21 protein-coding genes are annotated in these 24,463 nt (G+C 37.0%); 10 read left to right on the forward strand and 11 right to left on the reverse strand.

Annotation, left to right across the window (positions count from 1 at the left end; all coding sequences use genetic code 11):
* Positions 1–14: 14 nt before the first annotated feature.
* A complete protein-coding gene (locus CD001_RS17340; RefSeq protein ID WP_142303609.1) occupies positions 15–470 on the reverse strand; it encodes a CBO0543 family protein in 456 nt (151 codons plus the stop codon).
* Positions 400–1,536 carry a DUF2515 family protein gene (locus CD001_RS17345; RefSeq protein ID WP_096188874.1) on the reverse strand — a complete coding sequence of 379 codons (1,137 nt, stop codon included), beginning with the start codon at positions 1,534–1,536 and terminating at the stop codon, positions 400–402. Before CD001_RS17345 ends, CD001_RS17340 begins: the two co-directional genes overlap by 71 nt.
* 122 nt (positions 1,537–1,658) lie before the next feature.
* Between CD001_RS17345 and CD001_RS17350 the strand changes: the two genes are divergently transcribed.
* From CD001_RS17350 to CD001_RS17370, 5 genes are all read left to right on the forward strand, one after another.
* Positions 1,659–3,551, forward strand: a complete 1,893-nt coding sequence (locus CD001_RS17350) for a terpene cyclase/mutase family protein (RefSeq protein WP_096188875.1) — start codon at positions 1,659–1,661, stop codon at positions 3,549–3,551.
* A 361-nt stretch (positions 3,552–3,912) separates the two neighbouring features.
* A complete protein-coding gene (locus tag CD001_RS17355; RefSeq protein ID WP_096188876.1) occupies positions 3,913–5,232 on the forward strand; it encodes a serine hydrolase domain-containing protein in 1,320 nt (439 codons plus the stop codon).
* A 4-nt stretch (positions 5,233–5,236) separates the two neighbouring features.
* The gene (locus CD001_RS17360) at positions 5,237–6,049 is read left to right on the forward strand and encodes a M55 family metallopeptidase (RefSeq protein WP_096190662.1); all 813 of its coding nucleotides are present in this window, start codon (positions 5,237–5,239) and stop codon (positions 6,047–6,049) included.
* A 62-nt stretch (positions 6,050–6,111) separates the two neighbouring features.
* Complete coding sequence (locus CD001_RS17365) at positions 6,112–7,032, forward strand: DMT family transporter (RefSeq protein ID WP_306454113.1); 921 nt, start codon at positions 6,112–6,114, stop codon at positions 7,030–7,032.
* Positions 7,033–7,371: 339 nt separating this feature from the next.
* On the forward strand, positions 7,372–8,475 hold the full coding sequence (locus CD001_RS17370; protein ID WP_096188878.1) for an AI-2E family transporter: 1,104 nt from the start codon (positions 7,372–7,374) through the stop codon (positions 8,473–8,475).
* Positions 8,476–8,667: 192 nt separating this feature from the next.
* Here the strand turns inward: CD001_RS17370 and CD001_RS17375 are convergent, their stop codons facing one another.
* From CD001_RS17375 to CD001_RS17395, 5 genes are all read right to left on the reverse strand, one after another.
* Positions 8,668–9,453 (reverse strand): alpha/beta fold hydrolase, encoded by a 786-nt coding sequence (locus tag CD001_RS17375; RefSeq protein WP_096188879.1) that lies wholly within the window; start codon positions 9,451–9,453, stop codon positions 8,668–8,670.
* Positions 9,454–9,764: 311 nt separating this feature from the next.
* Positions 9,765–11,294, reverse strand: a complete 1,530-nt coding sequence (locus CD001_RS17380) for a spore germination protein (protein WP_096188880.1) — start codon at positions 11,292–11,294, stop codon at positions 9,765–9,767.
* A gap of 32 nt (positions 11,295–11,326) precedes the next feature.
* On the reverse strand, positions 11,327–12,571 hold the full coding sequence (locus CD001_RS17385) for a Ger(x)C family spore germination protein (protein WP_179298798.1): 1,245 nt from the start codon (positions 12,569–12,571) through the stop codon (positions 11,327–11,329).
* Positions 12,568–13,719 (reverse strand): GerAB/ArcD/ProY family transporter, encoded by a 1,152-nt coding sequence (locus CD001_RS17390; protein WP_179298799.1) that lies wholly within the window; start codon positions 13,717–13,719, stop codon positions 12,568–12,570. Before CD001_RS17390 ends, CD001_RS17385 begins: the two co-directional genes overlap by 4 nt.
* 44 nt (positions 13,720–13,763) lie before the next feature.
* Positions 13,764–14,897, reverse strand: a complete 1,134-nt coding sequence (locus tag CD001_RS17395; RefSeq protein ID WP_096188883.1) for a GerAB/ArcD/ProY family transporter — start codon at positions 14,895–14,897, stop codon at positions 13,764–13,766.
* Between the two features lie 766 nt (positions 14,898–15,663).
* Here CD001_RS17395 and CD001_RS27360 point away from each other — a divergent pair.
* The 4 genes from CD001_RS27360 to bioB all read left to right on the forward strand — a co-directional run bounded on the left by CD001_RS27360 (position 15,664) and on the right by bioB (position 19,660).
* A complete protein-coding gene (locus CD001_RS27360) occupies positions 15,664–15,891 on the forward strand; it encodes a methyltransferase domain-containing protein (protein ID WP_096188885.1) in 228 nt (75 codons plus the stop codon).
* Positions 15,892–16,528: 637 nt separating this feature from the next.
* Positions 16,529–17,182 carry an SDR family oxidoreductase gene (locus CD001_RS17410; protein ID WP_257009846.1) on the forward strand — a complete coding sequence of 218 codons (654 nt, stop codon included), beginning with the start codon at positions 16,529–16,531 and terminating at the stop codon, positions 17,180–17,182.
* A gap of 192 nt (positions 17,183–17,374) precedes the next feature.
* A complete protein-coding gene (locus CD001_RS17415; protein ID WP_142303612.1) occupies positions 17,375–18,367 on the forward strand; it encodes a zinc-dependent alcohol dehydrogenase family protein in 993 nt (330 codons plus the stop codon).
* A gap of 285 nt (positions 18,368–18,652) precedes the next feature.
* Entirely contained in the window at positions 18,653–19,660 is a 1,008-nt protein-coding gene (gene bioB / locus CD001_RS17420) for a biotin synthase BioB (protein WP_096188888.1), read from the forward strand.
* 212 nt (positions 19,661–19,872) lie between these two features.
* Here the strand turns inward: bioB and CD001_RS26975 are convergent, their stop codons facing one another.
* Complete coding sequence (locus tag CD001_RS26975; RefSeq protein WP_257009847.1) at positions 19,873–20,271, reverse strand: DUF6526 family protein; 399 nt, start codon at positions 20,269–20,271, stop codon at positions 19,873–19,875.
* 170 nt (positions 20,272–20,441) lie between these two features.
* On the opposite strand from CD001_RS26975, the gene CD001_RS27365 reads away from it, so the two are divergent.
* Positions 20,442–20,537 (forward strand): ATP-binding cassette domain-containing protein, encoded by a 96-nt coding sequence (locus CD001_RS27365; protein ID WP_407081147.1) that lies wholly within the window; start codon positions 20,442–20,444, stop codon positions 20,535–20,537.
* Positions 20,538–20,871: 334 nt separating this feature from the next.
* Here the strand turns inward: CD001_RS27365 and CD001_RS17430 are convergent, their stop codons facing one another.
* From CD001_RS17430 to CD001_RS17440, 3 genes are all read right to left on the reverse strand, one after another.
* Positions 20,872–21,675: a VOC family protein gene (locus CD001_RS17430; RefSeq protein ID WP_179298801.1), complete on the reverse strand. Its 804-nt coding sequence runs from the start codon at positions 21,673–21,675 to the stop codon at positions 20,872–20,874.
* A 745-nt stretch (positions 21,676–22,420) separates the two neighbouring features.
* The gene (locus CD001_RS17435; protein ID WP_096188890.1) at positions 22,421–23,707 is read right to left on the reverse strand and encodes an ABC transporter permease; all 1,287 of its coding nucleotides are present in this window, start codon (positions 23,705–23,707) and stop codon (positions 22,421–22,423) included.
* Positions 23,704–24,399, reverse strand: coding sequence for an ABC transporter ATP-binding protein (locus CD001_RS17440; RefSeq protein ID WP_096188891.1), 696 nt, complete (start codon positions 24,397–24,399; stop codon positions 23,704–23,706). The genes CD001_RS17435 and CD001_RS17440 overlap by 4 nt, the downstream gene beginning before the upstream one ends.
* Between the last annotated feature and the right edge of the window lie 64 nt (positions 24,400–24,463).

Consider the following 24,463-nt stretch of genomic DNA (forward strand, 5'->3'; position numbering starts at 1 on the left):
CAATAATAAAGGTACTATTCATTCATCATCCAGTTATAAAACTTCCATATTATAAAGATGAAAACAAAATAACCAATAATAGAATAATAATGCTGCCATTGAGAGGAATGTTGAAACATTCCTATTTGTTCGGCAATTTGCTCCATAATAGGTGTGAGTAGACTTAACAGGGCGATAAACAAAAATATAAGCAATGGACTCAAGCGCTTTAAAATAGAAATTACAATAATAGTAAATATCGGTATAAACACCAATGTAAAATAGACATTAATAGAAAAAATAGTCGGGAAGGGCCGGTGGGGAAAGGTATAAAATTCTTTCCCAATAAACCAAAGATCTAAATAAGTTGCCAAGAAAGTAGCTAGGATGGATGTACTCACATATGCCTTTATTTGTGTTTTATTTTTTAAATAGTCCTTCTTTTGCAAGGATTGCAAGTTCAATTTTCTCCAACGTTTCACAGTACTCATTTGAAATTTCCCCATTCACATTTATCTTTGAACTTTTTAAATAATGCACGACTTTCCAGTCTGAATACGAATACCAATCATCTTCTGCTGCTTTTTTATGCTTTACATTGTTCCATGCTTGACTTAATGAGGGACTGTAAATCCGGTGTGAACCAGTAATTAACGAACAATTTTTTGTACGGCGCTTATACGTTTTTCCAGGTATCGAATCATTCGTAGTATTGTATAACTGCGGCCAATAATCTTTACGTGAACCAGTATGGCGCTGTTTGTAAGACCACTTAAGCATTTTTGGCAGCATATGATCATTAAATAATAATTCATATAGTCTTTTTCCTAATAAAATACGTTCGTGTAAGGCAGCAAAATGGTGAATCGTCTGTCCTGTTATCTTGATGTTTGTACCATCTATGTATGGAAAAAGAACTTGATTTAAACTGAGAATATCTTGTAATTTGAATTTTAATGTCTCTAGAACAGACGTTTTATAATGGCTGTTTTGAATCACTCTTTTTTCCAAATAATTTTGCTCGTTTACGACGAGAGCCATCGCTAAGAGATAGTCATCTTTGTTCTCATAATAAAAGTTCCAGATGACTTCCATAAAGGCTGATACTTTAAAGATTGGCAGAAGATAAAATAATTTTTTTTGCCTGATTTGGCTTTCCTCATATAACAACAATTGCGGATATACATCTTGAAAGATAAGCCAATTTCCACGCTCTAAAAAGGAAAAGAAGTTTCTTTGCTCTTTCTCGGTCAGCAGTTTCGTCAGTAAATCACCTTTTAAATCGGTCATATTCCAACCGCCATTTCGCGAAACCATATGGCCTAATAAAGCCCAGTGAATTTCAGGGTTATTTCGATAGTAATGTAAATAAGCTTCTGTTCTAGTTACATTGTTTTTATTTTTATCCGCTGTTTTTTTTCGGATAGCTGTGATCAGTTTCAGTTCCTCTTCATTTAACGATTCTAGTAGTATATGTTTTCCATCTATCTTTTTTAACTGCTTCTTTATTATTTTTAATGATGGAGGCAATTTATGACGTAGACATCTCCTTTTCATCTATCCACCTCAGCTCTTCTCATTACTAAATCATCCTATTCGATGAATTGACTCGATATGAATAATTGGTCATTTCATGAATAAAGGTAATTTATAATACAGTATAGAAGGGCGGATTATGTATGAAGAAACTGATAGAACCAGAAGTAAACCGTCTCATACAACGATTACAAGAACTCCAGGCAGAGGATGGATCGTGGAAGTTTTGTTTTGAGTCTAGTCCAACGACTGATGCCTATATGATCATACTATTACGGTCTTTAAACATGAAAAATGAGGAAGAACTTATCATCGAATTAGTCAAAAGAATGATTAATAGGCAGTTAGAAAATGGCGCGTGGAAAATTTACGAAGATGAAAATGAAGGAAATTTATCACTGACGATTGAAGCTTACTACGCTCTCCTCTATTCCGGTTATAAACAAAAACATGACCCGGAAATGAAAAAGGCTGAACACTTTATTCATACCCATGGTGGAATTTCTAAAGCTCTATCTTTAACAAAAATGGTATTGACCGTCACTGGACCACTACCATGGCCAAAACGATTTCCAATCCCGATCGAGTTTCTTTTGCTGCCTCAAGCTTCACCGCTTAATTTCTTTGATTTTTCAGGATATGCAAGAGTACACATTGCGCCTATGTTAGTAATCGCAGATCAAAAATTCGTATTAAAAAGAAACGATACCCCAAACTTGTCTCACTTAATGAGCGACAGAAAAACGAACGACTTTTTTGATGAATTTCAATCCGAAGAGGCACGATCATTTATTTCTTTTCTTCGTCAAAGCATTGAAAGGTTGATAGGTTCACCAAACGAACTTCATCAAATGGCATTAAAAAAAGCTGAACGATTTATGTTAAACAGAATTGAGCGTGACGGTACACTTTACAGCTACTTTACGACGACGTTTTTAATGATTTATGCGTTACTGTCTTTAGGCTATTCAACAAGGAGTCCTGTTATCCAAAATGCTGTTAATGGATTAAAATCATTGACTTGCCGTACAAATAGTGGTCATCATCTGCAGCATACAACTTCTACTATATGGAATACTGCACTAATATCAGACTCACTGCAATCAGCGGGTGTTCCTTTCCATTCTTCAATGATTCAAAAAGCGAATGACTATTTAATTAAAAGACAGCATACCCGCTACGGTGACTGGGTTATCCATAACCCTCTAGCATTACCGGGCGGATGGGGCTTTTCAAATATAAATACGATTAATCCTGACGTTGATGATACGACTGCAGCATTAAGATCATTAAGAAGAACGGTTGAACAGATTCCGAGTTACAGAGAGTATTGGTATAGAGGGATTAATTGGGTACTTTCGATGCAAAATGATGATGGAGGCTGGCCAGCATTTGAAAAAAATACAGATAAACGTATATTAACATTCGTGCCTATATTCGGAGCAAAAGATGCAAGCATTGATCCTTCTTCAGCAGATTTAACGGGGCGCACGTTACATTTTTTAGGGCGATATGCTCGTCTATTTAAACAACATCACCAAGTAAATAGGGGTGTCCGGTGGTTATTAAACAATCAAGAAAGAGATGGTTCATGGTATGGGCGCTGGGGGATATGTTATATATACGGAACTTGGGCAGCGATAACAGGAATGACAGCTACAGGAGTGAGATCGGATCATGCTTCTATCCAAAAAGCTGTTCACTGGTTAATGAGTATTCAAAATGATGACGGAGGTTGGGGGGAATCGTGTAAAAGCGACATAAAGAAAACATTTATTGCATTAGGAGAGGGCACTTTATCTCAGACCGCTTGGGCAGTTGATGCGTTAATATCTGTATATGAGCAGCCTACAGATTCAATAAACCGTGGTATCTATCATTTAATCGGAAAACTGTATGATAATGATTGGACGTACACATATCCTACCGGGGGAGGTCTTCCTGGCTACTTTTATTTTTATTACTACAGTTATAATTATATTTGGCCACTCCTTGCATTAAGTCATTATGTAAATAAATACAATAACATTCGATAGGAGGACTCAATCGAAAGTGCCTGGTAACGTGTGGTGGCAACTTAAGTTACCAGGCCCTCACGAGTCTTTTTTTGTTTGACGAAAGTTCATCATAATTGTGATCCAACTCTGTTTATCTATTTTTATTAAATCAATGCTCTAAACGATTCATGAAGAGGTTCAAAAAGTCCGGGAAAAATAGCTTTCGTATCTCTTCGTTGACTCGTTTCTCCGTGACTCAAGTATGAACACCATACGCTTCGCTACTCAAAACTTCGTCCCTTGATCTACTCGCCTCTTTATTGTCCTCCTTTTTGAACACACACTTAAAGGAAAACGAAAGACATATGTTGAATGTAATAGATAGATAGGAGGTAACTCAATGTTGAATAACGGATGGACTCAATTAGAGGATTACATAAGAAATATAATGGAAATAGAGCATATACCCGGATTAACAATCGGAATATCTAAAGGAGGAGACACCCTTTTTCAAAAAGGATTCGGCTTTAGAGATGTGAACAAACAATTGCCCGCAACCCCCGAAACAATGTTCGGAATTGCTTCGGTTACGAAATCAGTTACTGCTCTAGCAATACTTGAATTGGAAAACATCGGATTATTATCTATACATGATCCTGTCGTGAAACACCTACCTGAGTTTTATTTAAATGGAGTGGAAGATATGACTACGATCAAAATCTCTCACCTTCTATCTCATACAACAGGTATGCCACCAATGGAACGAAGAGAACAAATCGAAACTTATAACGAACACCTTTCATATATCAAATCTGCGCAATACGAACTCCTTGGCAAACCAGGAGATTATTTCAGCTATTGCAATGATACATTTTTATTGTTAGGTGCAATCATTGAAAAATTAACAGGCAAGTTATTCAGACGCTATATAACGAATCAATATCTCGAACTATTAAATATGACAAGGTCAACTTTTAGCTTAGAAGAAGTGAATAAATTTAGTAACGTCTCTATTCCGTACAACATGAACCGGAAAACACATGAATGGACTATCTCACAGTGGCCAGCACTAGGGACATATGAAACTGGCGGGGGAATCCGTTCAACGGTTGTCGACCTATTAAAATATGGTCAAATCTATGTAAATGGCGAGTATCCATTCACTCAAAAAATGTGGGAGCCCGTTCACGAAACTGGCAGAGGTACATATTACGGATTTGGATTTAACGTAACTCCTGCATATGCTGACAAATATACGATTGTCCAGCATGGAGGAGGACAACCTGGTGTGTCATCTCATTTTGGCTTTGTCCCAGAAGAAAAGTTAGTCGTTTCCGTATTAACGAATGTCGGAGGTGTTAGCGCAGGGGATATTTGGCATGCTGCAGTAAATGCAGCACTATCGCTCCCTCTCGATTATAAAAAATACAAAGAACCGGTATACCCAATGCCGATTGAAGAGCAAGTCAAATTTGAAGGTGAATACGTTTCAAAGGAAAGTGGACCTGTTTCAATCTATCGCAATTATGACCAATTATTCGCTTACATAGACGGTGAAGAAATGGCACTTCGAGCAAGTGGACGAGACACACTCGTTATGATAAAAAATGAAAAGCCACTTCGGTTTTATTTTCGTGAAGAAAAAGAAAAACCGTGGGCGCTGTTTAATGGATCGAGAATGTTAAGAAGAATACGAAATGATAAAATTGAAAGGGTGTAGCGAAATGAAAGTATTTATTTCTGCAGATATGGAAGGAGTAGCGGGGGTCGTTCATCAAGAACATACTGGCAGAAGCGGAATAGAGCATGACCGTGCAAGAAAACTATTGACAGAGGAAGTAAATGCGGCAATTGAAGGTGCACTTGAAGCCGGGGCGAAAGAAATCATTGTCAATGATTCGCACGGTACGATGAGAAACTTAATACCTGAGTTACTCCACTCAAATGCAGAGTACATCATTGGATCTCCTAAAATTCTAGCTATGATGGAGGGGATTGATGAAAGCTTTGATGCTGCGATATTATTAGGACATCACGCAAGAATGGGGCAACCAGGTATATTAAATCATTCTTTTAACGGCAGGGTCGTCCGCAACATTCGTATTAACGGAGTTGATTATGGTGAAATTGGGATAAATGCAGCAATTGCTGGGACATTCGGTGTGCCTACAATTTTAGTAACTGGGTGTCAATATGCAGGAGAAGAGGCAAAGGAATTGATTCCTTCAATTGAAACTGCGATAGTCAAACAAACGATAAACCGTGTTACCGCTCGTAATTTCACACCGGAAAAGTCACAATCACTCATAAAGCAAAAGATGATCTCAGCCTTAGAAAAACGTAATGATGTTCAACCATTTAAAATCGATGGACCATACGTAGTCGATTTAACATACGTACATACAGGGTTTGCTGATGCAGCGGAAATCCTGCCTATCGTTGAAAAAGTTCATGCCGATACCCATCGCTTCGAAGCGCATGACTTTATAACTGCATTTCGATATATCCGAAGTTTAATTAACTTAGCATCCGCTTAAACTCAGATTCATAGTAGGAAGAAGGGGTAAAGCTGTCACGGTCAGGTACTTACATTTTACTTATTGGCGTTATGTTTATATGGGGACTGAATGTAGTTGCGGTAAAATTTTTAATAGACTATTTTCCTCCTGTTGCGATGCAAAGTTCGCGAATATTTTTAGCTGGTTTATGCGCATTGATTGTTTTATATTTTTTGAAAGATTTACGGAAGCTAACGAGGACTGAATGGCGTTATACGATATGTGCTGCGATCTTTGGCCAGTTAGCTCATCATTCATTGCTAGCAATAGGATTAATGGAAACTACAGCATCAAATGCTGCTTTAATACTCGGTTTAATACCACTTGCCACTTCAATTTTCGCGATCATCTTTTTTCGTGATGTGTTAACATGGCTTCGAACAGTAGGGATTATCTTCGGTTTCACGGGGGTGGCTATCGTTGTATTTAATAGTGGACCTGTCGATACAGTATCCAGAGGAGATGTCCTCATTTTTATTTCTATGCTTGCACAAGCGTTTAGTTTCATCGTCATTAAAAAGGTAACATCGACGTTATCATCTAGACAGATGACTGCAATTATGCTGCTAATCGGCTCAATGTTCTTACTTGTAACAAGCTTTATTTTCGAGCCTGGTGGTTTTCAGGAGTTCAAAAATGGGTCAGTTATCGTCTGGTCTGTTTTTCTCCTTTCTGCTATATTCGCTACAGGGCTCGGCCATATTCTTTATAATGCTGCCATTAATCAAATCGGAGCGGGGCAAACGGCCATATTTAATAACTTTGTCCCATTTTTTGCTTTGATTGGCTCCTTCTTCTTTTTAGGAGAACCGATATTTTTATCTCAAACGATTGGTTTCTTATTCATTGTATTAGGAGTTCTTTTCGGTACAGGTTACTTGGAAGATATATTAAAAAAGCGTCACATTCGTAAAAGGCAGCGACCGAACGAAAAAGAGTCAGGAAACAATCGGTCAGCTTGATAAGGAAACACGAAGGCCAAGAGAGGAGGTGTCTGGAGAACACCACCTCTTTTTTCATTATATAATCCAATAAAATTCGAAATCTCTATCTGCGAATAAACTGCACAGCACTATTCGAATAAGATGGGCAATCGCCGTCTGTCACTCTTTTGAGTACGTGATGAAAAAATATTAACGATTACAGTATCGTTAACAGGGAGTAGGGAAATAAATATACAAATAAACTAAATCAAAATCTTAGCCGTTCTAAATAAATAGTTAAGAAGCATCATAATGTTAACGACTGACGTCTTAAACAAGTACATAATATAGTTGCAGTAAAAGAAGGGAATTTTCTACGTGTATTTAAATATTTTGAAAGCCGGTTCAATTATTTTAATGATATTTCTCATTTTCTATTTAGGAGGTTTAATTGATTGGGTATTTAGGCCTTTAATTGTGTTTGTCCAAACTTTATTTGTTCCAATCCTTCTCTCAGGAATACTCTACTATTTATTTAGACCTGCCGTTCATTTTTTAAGTAAAAAAGCACCAAGAGCGCTGGCAATATTGATATTATATGTATCTCTACTTGGATTAGGAATTGGTCTCATTTCAATTATTGGACCTGAATTGCAAAAACAAATTACAAACTTAATTAACAGCATCCCCAATATTATTACAGACTTACAATTATTACTCGTGAGTATTCAGGATATTGAACTTGTACAACGTTTTGGTTTAGAAGCGTTCTTTAATTTGGAAGAACAACTTGAACAATTTGGTGCTTTTGTAAGTGTGATTTTAGGTGATCTTGTTGCAAATACGATTGATTTTATCGGTACAATATTTAGTATGTTACTCCTTTTAATTATTGTACCTTTTATCCTTTTCTATTTATTAAAGGAAGGGGAGAAATTCCCTAATTATTTACTAAAATTTTTTAGTAAAGAAAAACAAATCTTGGTTCAACCAATCTTAACAAACATGGATAAGACAATAAGTAATTACATTCAAGGGGTACTAATTGTTTGTTTCTTTATTGGATTCCTTTACTATATTGGTTTTGTAAGTATAGGGATCGAGTACGCATTGATCCTTGCGATTATCGGTATGATTACAAATGTCATCCCTTATGTGGGGCCATGGATCGGTGCAATTCCATCTGTTATTGTTGGTCTGCTACACTCTCCTTTACAGGCGCTACTCGTTTTAATCATTGTTGTTGTCATTCAACAAATCGAGAGTATTTTTGTTCAACCTCAAATCATTGGAAAGAAAATGTCGATCCACCCGGTAACGGTTTTAATTTTAGTATTAGTTGCAGGTCGTTTTATCGGGATAGTTGGAATGGTTCTGGTTATACCGACATATGCCATTTCAAAAGTTTTTGTCACTCATCTATATCGGTTATGGAAATTGAAAAAAGAGGAAGAGGAAGATGAAAAAGTAAATGTAACATAATAATATTCGCTAAAGGGAGAATTCAATAAATAGCGAAGTGATGAAAGACCAATAAACAATAACCATTGGTCTTCTTAAATATATCGTATTTATGTTATGGACCTTTTCAGTCATTATCGGTTATAAATAGAAGCCTGTTTATGATCATTTAAACGATCGTTTAAAGAACGTAGTAAACCACCTTTGGTAATGCTAATATGCTGGAATTAAGTTCTTCCGTCTCATCCATTCTCTCATTAAAGCATTACACGCTTGAGGGGACTTTGTTGGAACTTGATGTTTTGTTTTTTCGACATGTACAACTTCAACATCTCGGAGTAATTGTCGATAAACATATTGATATGATTGGATGTAATGATCATTAGCACCGTAAATTAATAATAAAGGTACACTTATATGGTGTAGCCGATCTATGCAGTTGTAATGTAAGCCAAGATCATATTGCTTTGCCAACATATTTGAATCTGTTCGTTTCATTTCATGATATAATTCCTCTGCATGTTGATTGTCAGTGAAATGACTTTTAGCAAGAGCTGATCCTAAAAGGGTCTTTAGCGCATTTTTCGCGGCCCATATGCCGATTTGATATTCTTTTTCCAACAAAAAGCTTTTTACTGCAGGGTAGCCTCCAATGAGTATGAGACCCATTGTTCGTTCAGGAAATGTGAGCGCAAATTCTTGGGCGATGAGTGCCCCGTTTGAGTAGCCACAAATTACCGCTTTTCTCACTTTGTTAGAATCTAAAACTCGTTTCACATCATAAGCAAGCTGTGACATTGTCATCGGTACAGAACTTCTACCACTGCGACCATCACCTCTTATATCAAACATGATTAACTTACATTCATTCAGTAAAGGTACTTGATAACGAAATGTAAGGTGGCCAACACCTGGTGGAGGAATAAAAATAACTGGAGTTCCTTTTCCTATCTTTTCATAATAAATAGATGGTTGACGTTTTTCCTTGGCATACGGCATCTACTTGTTTCAACTCCTTATCGACTCTAAAATTTAAAATAATACCTTTTCCATGTTGCAGGGGAGGTAAAATCAGTCTGCTAATCGTGTCTAAAAACTTCCTGTAACGTCACTATATAACTATTTAAGCTTTTTCCCATCATAATGGTAGAAGCAGCAAAAGAATACGATCTAGTCATCATACAAATGAGGGTAAACTTGTAGATCTAGGTCCAAAAAAGGAGACATTCTCCTATTAACTCATATGTTTACTCCTACCTTTTCAAAATCCAGAGCACCTTACGTAGCGGAAGTGTATGAACATCTGAATGCTAAACCTGCTTTTTTTGATCGATATTTTGGGGTTCCGATGGCCGATTTTTCATAACCGACATCGGCGCACGGAAGATGAGATCAAGCCAGTCCATTATGTGGAATGGGGCAAAAGGAGAGAGATAATAACTCCCGAAACTGCGCAGGCCGACAAGGTGGATAATGATACATATAAATACGAGAACCATTCCGTATAGACCGATCGTTGCCGCAGCTAACATCATGATAAATCGTAAAATACGAAAAGCAATGCTTACATTGTACGCTGGAAGAGCGAAAGAGGAAATAGCCGTTATTGCAACGACAATGACCATAATCGGACTGACGAACCCTGCTCGAACCGCTGCTTCTCCTATGATTATGCCTCCAACAATCCCGATAGTAGAGCCGACGATGCGCGGCAGGCGAACACCGGCTTCACGTAGCAATTCTAATGAGATCTCCATGATAATCGCCTCCACAAAGGAAGGGAAAGGTACACCTTCTCGAGCTGCAGCAATGGAAAGGGCGAGTTGTGTAGGGATCATTCCTTGATGGAACGAGACCACAGCTATATATAAAGCTGGTAAAAAGATCGATATAAATGCTGCACCGTAACGTAAAACGCGAATCAGTGAACCTATTAACCAGTTCTCATAATAATCTTCCGGTGATTTGAGTAATCCTTGAAGCGTCATAGGAGTGATGAGTGCAAACGGTGTCCCATCAAGTAATATAACCACATGACCTTCCATCAGAGCACGCACGACTTTATCGGGGCGTTCTGTATATAAAAACTGTGGAAATACCGTAAAAACATTGTCCTGCACAAGCTGTTCCAAAACGCCGGATTCTGGTACGATGTCCGTATCAATACAAGCAATACGGTAACGAACTTCCTCCACTAAATCGTCATTCGTAATACCTTTCATAAAAATGATAGCAAATTTACTTTTTGATCGACGGCCAATTTCACCTAATTGCACCGTGAAATTTGGATCTTTAATTCGGGAACGTATCAAAGAAATATTCGTTAGGACGTTTTCGATAAAACCGTCTCTCGGCCCACGAACCACTACTTCAGTTTCAGGCTCTTCAACGCTACGTTTTTCGGAATGCTGTGTATCTAACGTTATAAGTTTTTCAACCCCATCAACAACAAGTATGGCATCACCGGACATAAATGGAAGTAACGCTTCATCAAACGTATCATAAACAGATACAGAAAGAACGGACAGGATTTTCTCGCTTAATACATTGGGAAGGTCTTTTGTATTCACGTCTTTTAATTTTTCTTTAGATAGGTGAATGAGAGGTTTAAGCACATCGTCTTCGATCGTTTCTTCATCGCACACCCCTTTAATATAAAACAATCCCGCAGGAATAGAGTCGCCAATGATCAGATCCCGGAGGACAACATCGTCACTTTCCCCGACAATGTTCTGCACGGAATTAATCGTAGCCTGAAGGTGGGGAGAAAGAATGACATTATACTCATCTTGTTCACGTACTTCATAGGTGTTTAATTTTTTGAATAGCTTCTTCAACATTGATTTACACCTCTTTCCGTACTTATCCTGTGTCAATCCAAATTTTCCTGAAGCATGTAATGTCGTATTTTCACGGTGGCATTTATAGAAACCCGAGCTTGTTGAAACGCTTGATCCTCACCGTCCCACGTCTCACGTATTTCTTCCCAATAATCATATTCTTTGTGTTTAACCTGTTCTATAAAGTCAAACACATCAGTATGAAACTCATGCTGCCCTTTGTCAATGACATCTCGAGCCTGCTTTTCGATTGTCTCTTCAACTTCAGCTTCCAACTGGCGGAGGGTCCCTTGGTCATTGATATCTACATCATGCATCCAGCTTTCCGTTAACATGCCTTCGACTTTAATCTCAAGATTGAAAATGTTCTGGTCATTTTTGCGTTCATATTCTACTTCTGTTGCCATTTCATCCGTTTCAAAGATGATATAGGATCCTACATCCAGTTCCTCACGATCAACTTTCACTCTCAGCACGCCGTTTTCGGCTTCCCCCATTACCCAGTTGTATCCTTTTATATCATACTCACCTAACCATCCAATCATTTTATTCTCGATGCCATGGATGACAGCAGCTCCAGCTACAACAAATTCTCCTTCATTTCCACTCGTTGTAATACGGGGAATAATATAGCTGCGTTTGCCGATGAGCCGTTCGGATATATCACCAACTTCTCGGATTCTAGGCATTTGTAGCACATGAGATTCATTCTCGATCAATCTCTCGATAAACAAAGATGGCATATTGTCAAGCGGAACGGGTTGCTCTAGAATCGCTTTCGCGTCTCCTTGGGAAATCAAGACGTGAGTACGACGGCGCATTTTATGATCACGGATATAAAAGTCCATTAAATGCATGATCATACCCTGACGTGCAAGCTCTTCATTAATCACCAAAATATTTAAATGCTCAAAGTTTAATTTACGGCTCATTTTTGCGGCAACTCTCCGTGCTGCATCCATATTGGTTATATTCGTGGAGACGACATTATAATGAGCTTGGTTGGTTGCGTCTCCTTTGCCTTCGTTTCCTGCCTCACCGAGACGATCTGGGATAGCAATTTGGTGCGAGAGACGGAACAAATGCTGGCGCTGTTCATCGGGAATGGTTTCCCCAATTTCACGTTCGATTTGTGCTATTTCTTGCTCTTCATTTTCCACGGGATCAAAGGCTACACCCATCACAAATCCGACATCTTCAATTTCCGTACGATCCCAGCATCCAATTAATAAAAAAACAAAGGTGGATAGTGACAGCGTAAAAAATAACCTTTTCATAAGGTGCGCTGCTCCTTTACTTTGCCAGTCTCTCTCTTTCGCCACAAAATGGTAATGTAACCAATTAAGAGGCCAGTAATCCATAGGAACAAGGCAAGTATTCCGATCCAATCTCCCAATTGAAGTGCTTCGGTGATTGATTCGGGTATGAATGCAACAATAAAAGCGACAAAGACAATAATTGCCGTCAGCCATTTTCCCTCTTTTGGATGAGGATTCATCGAGTCAGGCTGAGAATAAAATTGATCCTTAATGATATGGATAGCGAGCAACTGGCAAATGATCATTGTCGTGAACAAAGACAGCGTCCATATGGTAATCATTAGAGATTCTATATGCTCAAAGAAACCGCCTGGAAATTCGATTGCCTTAGCCAATTCGATTGTTGTAAATGGAATCACTTTTGCCTCATCGACACTGAACACGAAATATGTAAAGATGGTGACTAAGATATAGGACAGAGTGGCTACTGCAACAGCTATATTCATTGGCCAAGCACGTAGTTGGTCTGTTTTCATATGTGCCACGAAAAACATTAATATTTCACTTCCAACTAGGCCGAGCAGCACATCTGGAAAAGCCTTTAAAACATGACCAATTCCTTTTGGAGCTATAGGGCGCAAGGCATCAAGTTCAACTTGGTCAATATTAAGTAGAAAAACGAACAGCAAAACAATTAAGATAATCGGGACGAAAATAAGGTTCATATGCACGATGCCTGGTAACCCTTTCGTGACTGCATAACTAGTTACTATCAAAATGCTGGCTACGATCGCAGTAGCTGGGGTACGATCTAACAGATACATATCCAGTACAATGTTTAACATACGAGCTTCCCATCCGAGTAAGGTGACAAAGTATACAAAAAATAAAACAGCAAAAATAAAAGCCCACCATTTCCCAAGTGCCCCTTGTTTTAAGTATTGCAGTAGTGTTTTCCCTGGAAAATGTTTTTGCATATGAACATAAAGAACGATCGGCACCATTGTGACGAGACCGGCAATGATGAGAGTTAACCACCCATCGGCTGTATCTAGTGTAACAGCCAGTGGTCCTGGAAAAGTTAAAATCGCAACTCCGATAAAATAAGCAAGTAAGCTGGTGCTTATTTCCAGAGGAGAGGCGACATACTTACCTTGGTTATCCATGATACATACCCCCATTTGTTTCATTATGTGTAGAGCTACCAAGATTATGTATGAATGGAATCTTTTTTTCTCCACCAAACAGTGAAATAGCCGACAACGATGCCACAAAGAAATAGTCCCATCCCCAACATTCCTATCCAATCCCCGAACTGCATCGTTTCTGTAACCGATTCGGGAATGAATGCGAAGATGATGGCAAAAAAAACAATGACTGCTGCTAGCCATTTGCTTTTTTTTGGTGGTCGATTCGTCGGGGAGATCTGGGAGAAAAATTGATCTTCCAGTATGTGCACAGCCAACAATTGAGACATGGCAGCTGTATTAAAAATAGACATTGTCCATACGGTGATCATCATGGATTCAATCCGTTCAAAGAAACCACCTGGAATTTCGATTGCTTTGGCCAGCTCAACCGTGGTAAATGCGATTACCTTTGATTCATCCACACTAAACACAGTATAAGTGATTAAAGTAACAAAAACATAAGAAAGCATAATAACCCCAATCCCGATGTTTAATGGAAGTGCGTACAGCTTATCTGCTTTCATATGCGCCATGAAAAAAAATAAAATCTCAATTCCAACAAAAGCGAGTGCGACATCTGGTACCGCTTTAAACATATGAAAGACTCCTTTTGGGACTAGTGGAAGTAGAGGACCTAATTCGAAATGATCGACGTTAAACGAGAGAACGCCCAGTAATACAAGTAAAATAATCGGGGTAAACAGTACATTTAGATGGATAATACCAGAAACCCCTTTACTCACGGCATAGCTTGTTACAAGTAAAATACTAGATACAATTACAACTGTAGGTGTACGATCAATTAAATACAATCCGGTGACGATAGACAATACACGTACTTCAAAACCTAGTAAAGTGACAAAGTAGACGATAAATAAAACAGCGAAAATAAAAGCCCACCATTTACCGACTGCGCCTTGTCTCAAATATTCCAGAAATGTCTGTCCAGGAAAATGTTTTTGCAGGTGAACAAACAAGAAGACTAATACCATGACCATAAAACCAGATACTATGATGGTTATCCACCCATCAGCAGTATCTAACGTATCGGCCAAAGTCCCTGGTATCGTTAAAACCCCAACACCGATAATAAAGGCGATCAAGGAGATGCTCATTTCCAGGGGGGAAATAACATATTTATCTTGGTTATTCATTTGGCCCCTCCTTGCAGCTACAAATTTCCGTTAGCAACCATTACTGAGCATGATTTACTATGAACATACTTGACGACTATGCTACTTACGCATCGATACTCGTTCGTTTCGTTGTTTCTCTAGTAACTCTTTACGCTTCTTCTGGTTATGTTCGTACATCCATGGTTGCCTAGTGATTCGCACCAACCACTCGAAGATGTATTGATTAGCAACAATGAACAGCATAGTAAAGACCGCTACCCAAAATACTTGACGTGAAGGCATGAATCCCATTACTCGGTCTAGCAGCTCTTCTTCTCCCATAGGTTCTATTCACCTCTTACCTTTAAATTTGATTTTATTTTCATTAACATGTGCTGCCATAAAATAATTATTCGTAGAATTTGGTGAACGCGTTTTTATATGCGATTGATAGATTTATTAATAAATCTGTTATTTTAACTACTTAAAGAGGATGTTCAAAAAGTGCGGGAAAAATAGCAGTCGATTGGATATGTTTGATTAATATTGGCAAGGGATTGTGAAGAAGTGTTCATCGTTGTCACAGTTGCTGATTCTACTAGGTGGATTTTAATGGAGTATAAAGGTGCATCAGCTTATAATGATGATCAATTTTTCAAAAGTTAGTAGGAGAAATCAAGAAGTAAGTCCAAACAATATGATTGAAAAACCAATATTTATTGCTTGAAATGATTGGTGATGCTAATTGGGGGACTTTCACCAAAATTATATATCTCTTATGATGGTGTAGAAAGCTCAGGAAAATATGGTCAAAGAAGCGAATAAAAACCTCAGTGGAACAGTAGGGAAAGTTCAATTTTCGTTGATGGTAACCCAAAATTTTAAAGAGAAACAATATGATCAAGTTATTTCTAGATTAGCCTTCCATTATCTAGCCGATTTAAATGAAGTATTTCAACGTGTTCATAATACCCTAGAGGAAACAGAGAAATCATATTTAGTATTCAGCATCCTGTTATACTTTCATCAATAAAAAAGTGCATCTGCTTCTACAACTAAAACAAATTGGATTGTTAAAGATTTTTTTAATGTGGTGAGCGAGTTGAACAGTGAATCAATAAAATAGTAGTTAAATATCATCGAAAAATTGAAGAATAGTTTCAACTGTTAAAGCAAGTGGGGTTAAGATTGACAATATTAGAGAAGATACTCCTAAAATTGAACAATGTAATAGTGAAAGTGAATATAAACGTCAAATGAGGATTGCACTATTTTGAATGTTTTCTTGTGAAAAGTAGCAAGTTTTCTAACCATAACAATACAGGTGCTTAAATTTGATTAACAGCATCAAAGAGGTCTTCGATCGAAGCTTCGTTTATTTGATTGATACTCCTTTGAGGTCTTCTTTAACTAAATCTTTCTATATAAGTGTGTATCTCCATTAAGGACGCGATTGTTAAACAATAAATAAAAGAATGTACGGACCTTTAACAGTTATACACATACAAATATTACCATCACCCCTGTTTTTACAGGTATCTTATAGAACTCCTATACGATAGGTTTTAAAACATTAAAATAGTGGTATAGTTCATCGATAAAGAGTTCAACAATAGTAGGGAAACTTTATCGTAAAAAAAGCTTATTTCGTTCATATAGAAAGGGTGACAATGATGAAAGTTCTTATTGTTGGAGCAAATGGCCAAATTGGCAAACATCTTGTATCATATATTCAGGGAAGCAATAACCTAGAAGCAAAAGCAATGATTCGTAAGCAGGAGCAGGCATCCTTTTTTGAAAATTTAGGAGCTGAAACTGTAGTCGTCGATCTCGAAGACGACATTGACACGATTGCAAAAGCTGCCGAGGGATGTGATGCGGTCGTATTCACAGCAGGTTCTGGGCCACATACAGGAAAAGATAAAACAATTTTAATCGACTTGGATGGTGCTGTAAAAACCATTGAAGCAGCTAAAGTTGCTGGAGTGAAGCGGTTTATTATGATTAGCTCGTTTGACACAAGACGTGAAGCAATCCAAGAAGCTCCATCGTCCTTTTCACCGTATGTTGCCGCAAAACATTATGCAGATGAATGGTTGAAGGCAACAAATTTGGATTATACGATCATACATCCTGGCATGCTAACAAATGATAAAGCAACAGGACAAGTAGAAGTAGGACATGATTTGGATGTTGCTGAAATTCCGAGAGAAGACGTGGCTAATGTCATCGTTGCAAGTTTAGAAAATGAGTCTACGATTGGAAAAGAGTTTCAAGTCGTAACTGGAGCGAAAGCATTAAAGGATTCTATAAAATCTATTTAACTCTATCAAAGTTTTTTACTTCATGTAGAAGACAATTTGCTCATCGAGTGAATTGTCTTTTATTTTTTTAAAAAAGGGGCTGTGTAAAACCAATGAAGTATTCATAAATGTCATTTAACATAAAAAGAAGTATACTATAATTTAGATTTTGATCAACTAGTTACCATAGGTAGATAACTAAAGGAGAGCTTTATTTTGGAAGGAAATTGCATTCGATATTATAACTTTGGCAATCCGAAAGATGTATTAAAAATGGAGAAGCGGGGTATTAATCCATTATTAGAAGAGGAAATCCTTGTGCGTATGATAACTGCACCAATTAACCCATCTGATCTCATCCCAATAACTGGTGCATATTCTCATCGTATTGATTTACCTCATATACCTGGATATGAAGGTGTTGGTATTGTCGTTGATGTTGGTCGCTCCGTTCCGAAAAGTCTTATTGGTAAACGTGTCCTTCCTCTTAGAGGAGAAGGGACGTGGCAGGAATACGTTAAAACATCAGCAAAATATGCCATTCAAATACCTGCGACAATTGATGATGATCTTGCAGCACAATTATACATCAATCCAGTAACAGCTTGGCTTACATGTACAGAAACTTTAAAATTAAAACCAGATGATACGTTACTAGTAAATGCATGTGGATCTGCTATCGGACATATTTTCGTACAATTATCTAACATACTAGGGTTTCGTCTTATTGCTATTACGAGAAATGACGATTATACAAAAGAATTGCTTAAACTTGGTGCGTCTCATGTCATCAATACGTCAGTGACACCGTTATACAATACCGTGATGGAATTAACAAAAGGAGTAGGTGCGACAGCGGCTATTGATTCCGTAGGTGGTAAAGATGGTTCAGAATTAGCTTTTTGCGTTCGACCAAACGGAGTTTTTTTAACGATTGGTTTATTATCTGGTATACCAATAAACTGGAGTGATATTTCAAAAAGGACAAATATTGAGGTTAAATTGTTCCACCTTCGATACTGGAACGCGAAAGTATCCGTCCAAACGTGGCAAGACACATTCAATCATATAATCACACTGCTCAAAGGTGATCATTTACAACTAAAGTACTCACGAGCTAAGTATAAGTTAGAGGATGTTAACAAAGCTGTTCAGATTGCTGAATCACCGAGCCATCATAAAGGGAAAATACTTTTAACATATTGACGATCTCGCCATAGCGGGATCTTTTTTAGTTATAGATGTGTCTTTTTCTTAATTTTTCTTTCATGAACCTAAAAACTTTCCGTTAACCTATTGACAATTCACGTTAACATTCTTTACATTTGTAATATGTTAACATGAAAATAAAATCGGTTTACAATGCATATTTCTAGCTACAAAGGAGATCTATTTATCTTTAAGAATTATGAAGTCACTGAGATCAGACGAGGCAAATGATGTAAAAAAATAATTTCACCAAAACTTATTAAGTCAAATGGAGGTTATGAAATGAATAGATGGGTGGAGCTTGCAAATAAGGTTTTAAGCGGTGAGAGTATAACAAATGAAGAGGCACTTTCAATATTAGAATGCCCGAACGATGATGTTTTACAACTGATGCATGCTTCATTTCAAGTTAGAAAACGGTACTTTGGGAATAAAGTAAAACTGAATATGATCATGAATGCTAAATCAGGCCTTTGTCCTGAGAATTGTGGATATTGTTCTCAATCCTCCATTTCAAACGCACCAATTGATACATATAAAATGGTAGATAAAGAGACGCTGTTTAAGGGAGCAAAGCGAGCACACGATTTAAATATCGGTACATATTGTATTGTCGCAAGTGGACGTGGGCCTTCAAATAAAGAGATCGATAAGGTCGTAGACGCAGTAAAAGAAATAAAAGAACGATATGGATTGAAAATCTGTGCCTGTCTTGGATTATTAAAGCCTGAGCAAGCGTTACAGCTTAAAGAAGCAGGAGTTGACCGATACAACCATAATCTTAATACTTCGGAAAGAAATCATTTGAATATCACGACTTCACATACGTATGACGATCGAGTCAACACGGTCGAAATAGTAAAAAGTTCCGGTATATCTCCTTGCTCAGGTGTCATTGTTGGGATGAAAGAATCGAAGCAAGATGTCATTGATATGGCAAATAGTTTAAAAGAGTTAGATGCAGATTCAATTCCAGTTAACTTTTTACACGCAGTCGATGGGACACCGTTAGAAGGAGTAAATGAATTAACCCCAATGTATTGCTTAAAGGTGTTAGCACTTTTCCGATTTGTTAACCCTACGAAGGAAATTCGCATTTCAGGTGGAAGAGAAGTAAACTTACGCTCGTTACAGCCTCTAGGACTTTACGCAGCAAACTCTATTTTTGTAGGAGATTACTTAACCACCGCAGGTCAAGAAGATTCGGAAGATCATCAGATGCTGCTAGATTTAGGGTTTGAAGTTGAAAGTGTTGAAGAAATGAAAAACAATATCGCTGCAGGGAAATAACGAAGTAAAAAGTAAATTCTAGAGAACTTACGAGCTAGCTATACAAAAAGTGTACTAGAATAGGGTTTGGCACATCGTTCACCTTGGTTCCGAAAGGTTTTTTTATCCCTGGCAATACATAAATCATCAGTTTAAGCTTGCTACACTTCAAGCAAACATTCACCCGCAAACTCTTTAGGAGAATGCGCGTATTTTTAATTTTGGGTCGTATTTTATATTCTCATTGTGTCTGAGCGCCAATGTTTAATATTAGAACGTATTTCAGCAGAATTTAAATTCTCAGCTGCTGCACGTTCACACAATTCTGGAAATTCATCATCTGATGAATTTCGGAGTGCGATGATCTGGGAAATTTTGAGCATAGGGCTAAGTTCTTGTCCGGTTAATCGATAATGTCGAAACTGCTCTTCCATACGAATTATCCGATCTTGGGTTTTAGTCGCGTACCTTCTGATGATTGTTACTGCAAAAACGAGACACAGGGAGAAAAGTAAGAGAAGGGAGGCATTTGCGATGTTTTGTTCACTGCTTAGAACCTGAATCCAATTGACAACAGACCATACTAGCACAATAATCGCTAGGGGTGCGGTAATAAAAGTGATACATAACATGAAAACGCATCGATCTACCGTTCGGGCTATTTTTCATATCGAATCTCCTTTTTCTATTTTTTATTATTAATTATATTCTTAATAATAATAATAATGGAATTTGTTAAGGGAATATGAGGGAAAATTGTACACTTTATGAACGATTTCTATTACGAAGTAAAACGATTGGAATGAACCTTAAGGTAAGAACAGGAGAATTATATGCTCTTCTAGGTCCAAATGGTGCAGGTAAGACAGCTGGAAGAAACTCATCCATGGCTCGCTGAAATTGCATGAGATACGACCTCCAAAATGTATAATTATTTGGACGATCCAATACATATTATATCCCGGACATAGGAATTGAGAGGACGTGATCGTAAGTTATCTAAACGGTCACCAAGATTATCGTCAACTTTTTGGGAGGGGAAGAAGTTCTTAAAATGAAAATTATTAGAACTTGAGGAAGTTGTTATTGCTCTCTGTTGAGTTTCGACTTTAGTTTACATAATATATATTATAGGAACCAATTGATTAAAATAATATTTAGTCTCAATTGAAAAGTATACTTAAAGTTTTGAGACAAAATGAAAAATTTTTCCTGTATTTATCTAAGTCATTTTAATAATAATACGCACCGTAAATTTCGATTGGCTTTGCACTAATTTTCGGATCATACGATACTGCAAATGGTCGTTCACCTTTAGTACGAATAATTTGTTTCAAATAATCATTATTCTTTGCAGTGAAAAATCGATAGTTTACTTCATTTACTTGAATATTCATTCCTTGTTCATTCCAGGCATTTATTTTAGTTTTAACAATTTTATATGAATCATTAAATAATAAACACCATTGATTTGCTGTATTCGCTGCATCGTTCACGACAAAATCAATTGCTTGTATCGCTCTTGATTCATTTTCATTCGTGATAATGGTATGTTCTTTTAAAGCTTTGAAACGTTCTGCGTCAGTTTGTTCCCATTGTATGTAAAATGGCAACGGTAATGTTAATGCATCATGCTGAATAATAAAAAGCATTTGCCAATAAATCCAATCTCCATTTGACGTTTTTCTTTCACCATTAAAAATCTCTGTCTGGCCGAATCCTTTCCCATGAAGGTTTTCTCTTAACTGATGAAGGTTATTTGTTCTAAAACATAATTGTCCTAATCCTTCACTAATTGTTATATCATTGCACAGTCTTGAAATTAACGGATTTGTTGAACGTTTTGCAACCGCTTCATCGTTAACAGCTAAAAATTCTAAATAGCTCGTTTTACTATAATATAAACTGTTATGAGTTCCCCAAATGTGATGATTTCCGCCATTAACCGCATGAAGTCCAAAATTTCTTAAAACTTCTTTTGCATCTTCAGGTGAACGATCGATAAAATGAACGAGATGATCAAATTCAATATTCATAACCCTCTCCCCCTCTTTAAACATTTTAGTTTACATAATATTATTATTGTTTACTTATTCGTCTGTTTATTTTAGTAAAACATAGCCTCCCGACTTTCTTCTTTTCTAATACTCTCATCTGCCCTATTAAAAGCTTCGAGATCAATGTTTATACCACATTCTCTTGACAGCAAGTTGATTGAATGATGAGAAACATAACCTTTCTACCTTTCCTCTATTTATACAGCATAATATCCACGCTATTTTCTATTCAGGTTACATTACTTTCTTCCATTACTTCTGGCGCTTCATTAGAATGACAACCTACACAGGCAAAATAAATCCCTTATATATTATTATATATATAATTCCATATCCCTTCTTAAACAACTCTTTTACTTACCTTAGGACACACCTCACATTCCTAATTATATGGATCCAATTGTTGAATAAACAAGATAGACAGTTGAGCTCTCACTATATACGAAACTCTAATCTCTTAATCATATACATGAACAAAAACCCCAAGCTTTATTTAGCTTGAGGTTTCTTAACATTTTTACACTAGAACAACTAGTGCTTCCCCTCTCTCTCTACTTTTAATTGATTAAGAAAATTGTAGAATGACATAACCAATTATCGCTGCCCATGTTAACAATCCAAAAGTAAAAATGACTTTTACTAAGTTTGCTTTCACTTTCCTCACCTTTTGTTTTATTAGTTTACATAATAATATTATGGTCTTTCTATAAAATTGTAAAGAACTTTATGCTTCTCTTCTTAATGCAGATAATACATTGACATTTGTTGCCTTCGATGCTGGTCGATATCCAGAAATCATCGCAACTCCAACACTAATCAACACAGAGATAATGACAAGTTCAATCGGTATTGAAGAAAATACAAAGTCAATTTCTGGTGTATCGGTCACTGATTCTAATATGAGTGGAATAATAAAGTTTGCAGCATAACTGACTACGTAGGAGATAAGAACACCAAATACCGATCCGATAATACCAATATATGCACTTTCCATTAAAAACATTTTTTTAATATGTGCTGGATTCGCTCCTAATGCTTTCATCACTCCTATCTCATGTGTTCGTTCGGTTACAGCCATCGTCATTGTATTGAAAATTCCAATGGAAGCAATTAATACAGCAATCGTTCCAACAAAAATTAATCCTGCTTTAAATGCATTAAAAAATAAATTCATATTGCTTATTTCTTCTGATATTGAATAAACGTAAAAACCATGTTCCTTCAATGCTGAGGTTACCGATTCAACATGTTCAATATTACCTACATGTGCTGCAACATTGTCAAAAGTATCAAATCTCTCTTCCGCATCATTTGTTACTGTTAAAAACTCTTCTTTCCACTCCTGGGATGTATAGAGTCCGCGGTCTTCCATCCAATCTCTTGTTGGCTCCTCTTTCACTCCAACAATCGTAAATTCATATGTCTCAACTTCATCTCCAGATTCAAGGTCTTGCAAAGTAACTTGAATCGTTTCACCGAGTAACTCTCCTTCATATGTCGGTATTTGATCATCTTGCTCTGTACTTGAAGGTTCTTCATCTTGATCCATTAAAACTTCTCTAAAATCATATCCAACGATCACTTCATCTTTTGCTTTAGGATACTCCCCTTCAATCAATTTTACATTTGCTTGTTCAGCTTTATCCATATTGATAAGTTCTACGCGTGTCATGCCTTCATACTCTTCATTTAACGATACCGTAACACCGGATGATAAAGAATCTGTCGTTAAAACAGCCACTACATGTTCTGTCTGTTCAATTACGTTAACATCTTCTGTACTTAATCGCTCATGCTCGTTAGTTTCTTCTTTTCCATAAATACTTACTTCTGTTAATGATTGATATGACGTTGCTTCATCCATGATGCTTCCTTGTAGACCAAAACCTATTGAAGCTAAAACGATAAGAAATGAACAGCCCATCGTTGTTGCTAAAATCGTCATAAAGACTCTTAGTTTGTTCTTCTTCATATTGCTTCGCACCATTCGTATTTGATCATTTAACTTCAATTGACCACACCTCTTTCTTGTGTTAAAACTCCATCATGTAGTGTCAATGTCCGGTTAGCAATTTTTGCAACTTCTACATCGTGTGTAATGATTAAAAATGTAATCCCTTCTTCTCTATTTAATTCCTTAATAAAATCAAGGATCGTCTCTTCTGTCTCTGAATCTAAGCTTCCTGTAGGTTCATCAGCAAAGATCATTTTCGGATTCGTTATTAACGCCCTGCCGATACTGACACGTTGTTGCTGTCCCCCGGACAGCTCATTCGGATAATGATTGGCGTGTGTATCCAGTCCAATCCGGTCAAGCATCTGCAGGACAAGCTTTTTTCGTTCATGTTTTTGTATCCCCTTTAGTGTTAATGGCAGTTCAATATTTTCAAAGGCAGTTAAGCTAGGGATAAGCTCGTAGTTTTGAAAAACAAAACCGAGGTGCTCTAAACGAAATTCAGCCCAATCCTTTTCATTAAAAGGGGTCATATCCGTTTCCATATATTCAATAAAACCAGACTCAGGTGTAATATATCCTGAAAGCAAGTTTAACAATGTTGATTTCCCTGAACCACTTTTTCCGACGATCGATACAATTTCCCCAGGATTAACTTCCATATTCACATCTTTAAGTACCGGTACAGTCGTTTCTTTTCCTTTTTTTCCAATCTTATAAGAATAATACAAATGATGTACATGAATCATTGCAAAACCTCCTAATCGTATGCACGATATTATATGTGTTATGTGTATTACTTTAAATAGTACA

Origin of the sequence: Evansella halocellulosilytica, from assembly GCF_002335745.1 — a bacterium.
GTDB lineage: Bacteria > Bacillota > Bacilli > Bacillales > Salisediminibacteriaceae > Bacillus_CA > Bacillus_CA halocellulosilytica.

What these genes read in the sequence shown, in the direction of transcription:
- CD001_RS17340 (WP_142303609.1), bottom strand. Translation starts at nt 470, where the DNA reads ATGAGTACTGTGAAACGTTGGAGAAAATTGAACTTGCAATCCTTGCAA.
- CD001_RS17345 (WP_096188874.1), bottom strand. Translation starts at nt 1,536, where the DNA reads ATGAAAAGGAGATGTCTACGTCATAAATTGCCTCCATCATTAAAAATA.
- CD001_RS17350 (WP_096188875.1), top strand. Translation starts at nt 1,659, where the DNA reads ATGAAGAAACTGATAGAACCAGAAGTAAACCGTCTCATACAACGATTA.
- CD001_RS17355 (WP_096188876.1), top strand. Translation starts at nt 3,913, where the DNA reads ATGTTGAATAACGGATGGACTCAATTAGAGGATTACATAAGAAATATA.
- CD001_RS17360 (WP_096190662.1), top strand. Translation starts at nt 5,237, where the DNA reads ATGAAAGTATTTATTTCTGCAGATATGGAAGGAGTAGCGGGGGTCGTT.
- CD001_RS17375 (WP_096188879.1), bottom strand. Translation starts at nt 9,453, where the DNA reads ATGCCGTATGCCAAGGAAAAACGTCAACCATCTATTTATTATGAAAAG.
- CD001_RS17380 (WP_096188880.1), bottom strand. Translation starts at nt 11,294, where the DNA reads ATGTTGAAGAAGCTATTCAAAAAATTAAACACCTATGAAGTACGTGAA.
- CD001_RS17385 (WP_179298798.1), bottom strand. Translation starts at nt 12,571, where the DNA reads ATGAAAAGGTTATTTTTTACGCTGTCACTATCCACCTTTGTTTTTTTA.
- CD001_RS17390 (WP_179298799.1), bottom strand. Translation starts at nt 13,719, where the DNA reads ATGGATAACCAAGGTAAGTATGTCGCCTCTCCTCTGGAAATAAGCACC.
- CD001_RS17395 (WP_096188883.1), bottom strand. Translation starts at nt 14,897, where the DNA reads ATGAATAACCAAGATAAATATGTTATTTCCCCCCTGGAAATGAGCATC.
- CD001_RS27360 (WP_096188885.1), top strand. Translation starts at nt 15,664, where the DNA reads ATGGTCAAAGAAGCGAATAAAAACCTCAGTGGAACAGTAGGGAAAGTT.
- CD001_RS17410 (WP_257009846.1), top strand. Translation starts at nt 16,529, where the DNA reads ATGATGAAAGTTCTTATTGTTGGAGCAAATGGCCAAATTGGCAAACAT.
- bioB (WP_096188888.1), top strand. Translation starts at nt 18,653, where the DNA reads ATGAATAGATGGGTGGAGCTTGCAAATAAGGTTTTAAGCGGTGAGAGT.
- CD001_RS26975 (WP_257009847.1), bottom strand. Translation starts at nt 20,271, where the DNA reads ATGTTATGTATCACTTTTATTACCGCACCCCTAGCGATTATTGTGCTA.
- CD001_RS27365 (WP_407081147.1), top strand. Translation starts at nt 20,442, where the DNA reads ATGAACCTTAAGGTAAGAACAGGAGAATTATATGCTCTTCTAGGTCCA.
- CD001_RS17430 (WP_179298801.1), bottom strand. Translation starts at nt 21,675, where the DNA reads ATGAATATTGAATTTGATCATCTCGTTCATTTTATCGATCGTTCACCT.
- CD001_RS17440 (WP_096188891.1), bottom strand. Translation starts at nt 24,399, where the DNA reads ATGATTCATGTACATCATTTGTATTATTCTTATAAGATTGGAAAAAAA.